Source organism: Microbacterium sp. Leaf351 (assembly GCF_001423825.1).
In the GTDB taxonomy this organism is placed as follows: Bacteria; Actinomycetota; Actinomycetes; order Actinomycetales; family Microbacteriaceae; genus Microbacterium; species Microbacterium ginsengisoli.
Window position 1 is genome coordinate 13,127 of the sequence record NZ_LMPK01000008.1, and the last position, 6,624, is coordinate 19,750.

The following is a 6,624-nucleotide window of genomic DNA, read 5'->3' on the forward strand; positions in this document are numbered from 1 at the left end:
GACCGACGTCGATGACCTCCTCGACCCGATCTTCACGGTCCTCCACGGTCTCACCGGCATCACCGTCGGGTCGCAGACCGTGATCCAGTGCCTGCGGCGAATCTCCGCCCCGATGGGCACGGACCAGTCGAAACGCTGGGAACGCGCCGACCAGTACTACCTCGACGTCGACGCCCCACCGACCGACCTGCGCCCCGAACGCGGCGCCTGGTAATCCCCACCCCTCGACCACCGACACTCCCGTCGGTGCCCGCCCCCGAACCGCTTGGTGAGGGGCTTTCACCCTGCCCCGATCAGCCTGAGGAGGCTCATCATGACCACCGCTCTCGCCCGACGGTTCCGACTCGACGTCTCGTCGATCGCGAACCCCACCGCGTGGCTGCCCTTCAAGGGCATCAACGACCTGAACACCCCCGTCAGCCCCAACCTGCAGGCCGCCGACGACTACGACACCAACGGGTTCTCGTCGTTCGAGAAGACCATGCAGGGCTGGGTCGTCACCGCGAAGGCGCTCCGCAAGACCGTCGCCGGGGTGTTCGACGCCGGCCAGGAACTCGTCCGGGCCGCGCAGCTCGGCTGGGGCGACGCGGCCCGCGTGAACGTCCGCTGGTACGACCGCAACGGCGGCCCGGAGGCGTTCCAGGGCGTCGCGATCGTCGGATGGGTACCGTCGAAGACCGGCGTCACCGACCTCGACGAGATCACCGCGACGTTCACCGGCGACGGGATCCTGTCCCCGATCGCGAACCCGTTCAGCGACCCGATCGCCCCGATCATCCTCGGTGCGTCGCCGTCCGGTGTCGCCGCCGGCGGGATCATCAACATCACCGGTTCCGGCTTCGCGGGCGTGACGGGCGCTGCGGGCGTGAAGATCGGCGGCACGAACGCGTCGAGCTACATCGTCGTGTCCGACAACACGATCGTCGCCGTCCTCCCCGCCGGTTCCGCCGGGTCCGCGCCGATCACGACCACGAACCTGTCCGGCACCTCCGCCGCCTTCCCCTACACCCGGGCGTAACACACCCCTCGGGCGCGCGGATGGGGATGCGCGCGCCCGAGGTCCATCCCCACAGAAAGGTCCCCACCACCATGACTCTGCGCGAGTTCACCGACTTCGCCGACGGGCCCCTCGCCTTCCCCTACAAGGGCAAGGTCTACACCGCCCCCGCCATCGGAATCGACCTCGGCATCCGCCTGTCCGGCATCCTCAACAAGGGCGAGGACGCCGACCGCAGCTTCGAAGAGATGTGGCCTGACCTGTTCGGTCAGGAACTGCTCGACGAGATGCGCGCCGACGGGGTCCCGATCCTGTTCGTCACGCGCGCCGCGGCGACGATCCTCGCCGACTTCGAGTATGGCCGCGAGTACGCGACCGCGATGTGGGAGACCGGTGCCGACCCAAAAGCGATGGTGGAGTACCTGAAGTCGAAGGGCAATCGGGCTACGAGGCGATCGCGCAGTACGGGTGGGGCGAGCAAGACCCCGTCACCGGCATCTTCGAAGGCTACGACCTCCCGAAAGAGCTGAGGAAGCCGTCCGGGTCGGTCGCGTTCGTCGACATCCTCGCCCAGTGGGTGCTGCTCGTCGGCACCTTCCATCAGGTCCTGCACGTCGACCTCGAGTCCGTGTGGCGGGTGAAGCCGTGGCGCTGGTTCGAGACGCGCGTGAAGTTCCTGATGACCACCGACACCCCACTCGCCCGGTACTTCGCGCCGGAGGAACCGCAGGAGGTGCCCGGTGAGCGTGAATGAGGGTCCCACCACGGTCGGTTCGATCGTGGGGAAGCTGCGGATGGATCGCGACGAGTGGGTCGCGCAGCTCGCCGCGACGAAGAAGGACATCCACGACATCGAGTCGGCGGACCCGAACATCCGGGTCGGCGCGACGACGGGCGAGGCTGTCGCGAAGCTCGCCGCGGTGGAGCAGTCCACGCGGCGCGTGTCCCGGTCGACGGACACCGTCACCGCCGCGCAGGCGCGTCTCACGACCGCGATGCACGCCGCCGACACCGCGTACGCGCGCGCGCAGCTCGCGCAGATGCGGTTGACGGAGCTGCAGGACCGCGGCGTGACGACGGGTTCCCGGTTCGCGGCCGCCGAACTCGCGGTGACGGAGGCGCTTCGACGTCTGGACGTCGCGAACGAGAAGGCGACCGCGTCGGAGGTCGCGTTGACCGCCGCGCAGCAGGCCGCCGCGGCCGCGGCGCTCGAGGAAGCCTCCGCGCAGGACGACGTCGAACGTTCCACGGTGAAAGCGAACGAAGCGAACCGCACGAACGTGACCCGTGTCGGCGCGATCGCGGCGGCCGTCGCGCTCCTCGTCCCCCTCCTCGCCCCTGTCGGCGCGGTCGCGGTCGGCGTCGCGGGTGCGCTGCTCGGGATGGGTTCCGCCGGCGTGCTCGCCCTGTTCGGCATCCGGAAGGAGATGCAGGACGGCACGGTCGTCGGCGGGATGTACCGCAACGGCCTGTCGGACCTGAAGGGCATCTTCGACACCCTGTCGCGCACCGCCGCGGTGAACATGCTCGGCTCGTTCCGGGACGTGGTGTCGCAGATCCGCGCGGACATGCCGATGCTGAACACCCAGGTGGGGCAGTTCTCGGTGATCCTCGGGCGGACGGGCTCGGCGGCCATCGCGGGCACGATCAGCAGCCTCCGTGTGCTGAACCCGTTGTTCCTGACCGCGGGCCTGTACGTGCAGAGCCTCGCGGAAGGGTTCCAGCGGTGGGCGTCGGGGTCAGGGATCGAGAAGTTCGCCGGCTACGCGCTGTCGATGCTCCCGACCGTCACCGACGTGCTCGGCAAGCTCGCGGCGATGGTGATGCACATCCTCGAGGCCCTCGCCCCGCTCGGTCAGATCGGCCTGACAGTGCTGTCCGGGATCGCGACGGCGATCGACGCTATCCCCGTCGACGTGCTGTCACAGCTCATCGTGACGATCACGTGGGGGGCGGTCGCGTTCAAGGCTTGGGGCTTCATCGCCCCGATGCTCGCGTCGATCGCGAGCACCATGGGCGCGGTCGGTGTCGCGTCGACCATCGCGACGGGCCCGGTCGGGTGGATCGTCGCGGGGCTGTCGGCCCTCGCCGGCGTGTTCGCGGTCGTCATCGCTCAGCAGACCGACGCGACGCAGGCCATGCAGGACTACACCGCCGCGGTGCAGGCCGACAACGGCGTGATCGGTGAGAACGTGCGCCAGAAGGCCGCGCAGAAGCTCGCCGACGCCGGCGCGTACGCGAACGCGAAGCTCCTCGGCATCAGCACCCAGGTCGTCACTCAGGCGGTGCTCGGCAACGCGGACGCGCAGAAGAAGCTGAACGAGGCGCTCGGCGTGGGACGGAACCAGCAGGAGTGGCTCAACCAGACCACCGACAAGACCGGCCAGAACCTGCTGGACGTCGCGACGGCCGCCGCCGACCTGACCACCGCGGTGAACACCAACCGCGACGCGATCTCGGGCGAGATCACCCGGAACAAGGAGCTGCAGGACGCGCTCGGGGACACGACCGAAGCGACCAACGCTCAGACCTCCGCCGACACGGCCGCGGCGGCTGCCCTCGGAATCTCCGTGTCGGCGATCCAGGCCGCTCGAGCCTCGCAGAAGGACATGAAGTCCTCGACCGAGGAGGCGACCGCGCAGATGTACCTGCAGGGCGACGCCGCTGGCCTCCTGAAGCAGCAGCTCGACCTGCTTAACGGGAAGGCGATCTCCACCGCGGACGCGCAGAACCGGTTCGACTCGTCGCTCGCGAACATGGGCGCCCACATTGACAAGACCGGCAAGGACGTGAAGCGCGCGACCACGAACCTTGAGGGGATGTCGGCGGCCGCCGTCGCGAACCGGGGCGAGCTGATCTCGTCCGTGCAGGCCGCGCAGAACGCCGCCCAGGCTTATCGCGACAACGGTGCGAGCAGCGAGGACGCGCGGAAGAAGCTCGTCGACATGAAGAAGGCGATCATCGAGCACGCGGTGGAGCTCGGGGAGGACCGGAAGCAGGTCGAGGCGTTCGTGAACTCGATCTTCCAGATCCCCGCCGAGGTGCCCAAGACGAAGGTCGAGGTCGACACGGCGGCCGCGAACGCGCAGATCGCGGCCCTGCAGAAGAACCTCGAGCAGCTCTCTCGCAACATCGACATCGCGGTGAAGCTGCATGGCGCGGAGAACCTGTCGAATGTGACCGGTGGTGTCGCGTTCGCGAACGGTGGCACACCCCGCGGGCTCGCCGGCGGTGGCGGCGGCAGCGTGCTCGGCCGCGGCACCGCCGGGTCGGACACGGCCGGCCTTTATCGCCTCGCGAACGGTGAAGAGGTCACCTCGAACGTGTTCGGGCAGGCCGACCGGAACCGCGCCCTGCTGAAGCAGATCAACGCGGGATACACGCCCACGATCCCGACCATGCAGCAGGCCCCGCAGGCCGTGAAGCAAAAGGCGACGGAGGTGCACATTCACGTGTCCGGGGTGAACCAGGAAGACCCGCGCGTGCTCGGCGCGGTCGTCGGCGGCGAGGTCGGGCGTCAGCTTCGGGTGCTGAAGAAGTGAGCACCGTCACCCTGACCTCCATCGGCGGGTCCGTCACGATGTACGGCGAGAACCAGCGCGCCGACGGCGTCTACCAGGTGGGTGCGCAGTTCTTCTCCGACTGGTACACGGTGTCCGACTCGAAGACCGAGATCCGTGAGCGGCCCGCCGGCGACGGCGCGTTCGGCATCGACCGTGACTGGCGGTCGTCGTTGATGCTGAACATGGCGGGCCGCTTCCGCGGTGCGGGCTGGGCGTCCATGCTCATGGCGTTGCGGAGCATCCTGATCGTCGGGGTGCCCGTGACCATCACGGTCGTCGACGACTTCGGGGAGACGACGCGGGTGGTGTCGGTGCGGCGCTTCGTGCCCACACCGAACCCGGGCGCGCAGCTCGTCGAGTTCCAGCTCGTCGTCCTCGCGACCGACCCGCTCATGTACGGGCCGATCCGCTCCGCGTCGACGACCCCGCCGACGTCCGGCACCGGCCAGCCGTGGCCGCAGGTGTGGCCCGTCGACTGGGGCACCCCGGGCATGGACGGCCGCGCGACCGCGGAGAACGGCGGCAGCGCCCCAAGCCCCCTCGTCCTCGCTGTCACGGGTGGTGCGGACGGTGTCGAGCTCGTCGAAATCCTGTCCGGACGGATCCTGCGCCTGGAACGCGTCATCCCGGTCGGCTCGACGGTCGTGTTCGACGTGTCGCTGTCGGTCGCGTACCTCGACCTGCCCGAGAACGACATCACCGGGTTCATGACCCGCAGGGAATGGGACGGGTTCCAGATCCCCGCGTTCGGATCCCGCATCGTGCAGTTCAACCCGCTCGGCACCGTCATCGGCACCCCGCTCTTGACGTTGTCGTGGTCCGACGCGAACTGAGGGGGTCGGATGCTGCGCTGGTTCATCGCCGATCTCCGCACCGGACGGCAACTCATCGACATCCAGGTGATGGCGGAGTCAACCTGGTCACGCTCGCTGAACGCCCCGGAGAAGCTCACCGCGGTGCTCGACATGCAGGACCCCGCGACGATCGCGTTGCGGCCTCGGCAGACGATCCGGCCGGGGCGGTCGGTGCTCGCTGTCGCGGTCGGCGATGTGATCCTCGCGGCCGGGCCGGTGTGGGCTCACGACTACGACCGCGATCAGAAGACGCTGCGGGTGACCGCGGTCGGGCTGTGGTCGTACTTCGATCACCGCTACCTGCTGCCCCTCGCCGCAGCGACCGCGGATGTCGCGACGTTCATCGTCTCTGACCCGGCTTCGGCGGGCAAGACTATGCCGAACGCCGCGCTCGCGACGAACCTGTCGAACCTCGAGTACGGCACGATCGCGAAACGGTGGGTGCAGCAGGCGCAGGCGTGGACCGGCGGCAACGTGCCCGTCGTGTTCGAAGCCGATCGCGCCGGCGGCCGCGAGCGGAACGCGGACGCCGTCGACTTCAAGAACATCGGCACGCTGCTCACCCAGTTGACGCAGCTGGAGGACGGCCCCGATATCCGGTTCAAGCCGCAGTTCGCCGCGGACCGGCTCGGCGTGCAGTTCCTGCTGCAGACCGGCACGGACGCGAACCCGCTGATCACCGGCACCGCGGTGCACCAGTGGACGGTGGGCGTGCCGGGCAGTGGGGTGTCGGCGTTGAAGGTCGGCGTCGACGCGACGACTCTCGCGTCGGTCGCGTGGGCGTCCGCCGGTCGTTCGGTGGACTCGGTGCTCGTGTCCCGCTCCACCGACCCCACACTCACCGATCTCGGCTTCCCGCTGTTCGAGTCGCTCGACACCAGCCATTCGACGGTCGTGATTCAGGACACGCTCGACGGCTACTCGGGCGAGGCGACCACGTTCGGGCGCGCCCCGCTCGAGACGTGGACGTTCACAGTCGAGGCGGCACGGCAGCCGCTGCTCGGCGCGTACTGGGAGGGCGACTGGTGCGACATCACGATCCCCGCGTACGACCCGGATCAGGGCCACGGTGACCCGTACGTGTTCGAACAGTCGACCCCGCGGCGTCGCATCGTCGCGTTCGACGGCAACGCGAAGGGACTCACCGTGAACGTGACGACTCAGGCGGCGGTCAATGGGTAAGGGGTACGCCAGCCCGCCGCAGGGCGAG

At 69.0% G+C, this 6,624-nt stretch carries 7 protein-coding genes; all 7 read left to right on the forward strand.

Going from position 1 to position 6,624, the window contains the following annotated elements; genetic code table 11:
* The coding region (locus ASG00_RS15190) for a hypothetical protein (RefSeq protein ID WP_200930842.1) at nt 1–214 on the forward strand (214 nt) is incomplete at its 5' end.
* Nucleotides 215–313: 99 nt separating this feature from the next.
* Nucleotides 314–1,018, forward strand: coding sequence for a phage tail tube protein (locus ASG00_RS03030; RefSeq protein WP_056206770.1), 705 nt, complete (start codon nt 314–316; stop codon nt 1,016–1,018).
* A gap of 71 nt (nt 1,019–1,089) precedes the next feature.
* A complete protein-coding gene (locus ASG00_RS03035) occupies nt 1,090–1,527 on the forward strand; it encodes a DUF7426 family protein (RefSeq protein ID WP_156454739.1) in 438 nt (145 codons plus the stop codon).
* A gap of 47 nt (nt 1,528–1,574) precedes the next feature.
* Nucleotides 1,575–1,751, forward strand: a complete 177-nt coding sequence (locus ASG00_RS14765; protein ID WP_156454740.1) for a hypothetical protein — start codon at nt 1,575–1,577, stop codon at nt 1,749–1,751.
* The gene (locus ASG00_RS03040; RefSeq protein ID WP_056206776.1) at nt 1,738–4,539 is read left to right on the forward strand and encodes a hypothetical protein; all 2,802 of its coding nucleotides are present in this window, start codon (nt 1,738–1,740) and stop codon (nt 4,537–4,539) included. Before ASG00_RS14765 ends, ASG00_RS03040 begins: the two co-directional genes overlap by 14 nt.
* Entirely contained in the window at nt 4,536–5,393 is an 858-nt protein-coding gene (locus ASG00_RS03045; protein WP_056206779.1) for a hypothetical protein, read from the forward strand. Before ASG00_RS03040 ends, ASG00_RS03045 begins: the two co-directional genes overlap by 4 nt.
* A 9-nt stretch (nt 5,394–5,402) precedes the next feature.
* Nucleotides 5,403–6,596 (forward strand): hypothetical protein, encoded by a 1,194-nt coding sequence (locus tag ASG00_RS03050; RefSeq protein ID WP_056206781.1) that lies wholly within the window; start codon nt 5,403–5,405, stop codon nt 6,594–6,596.
* Nucleotides 6,597–6,624: the final 28 nt, after the last annotated feature.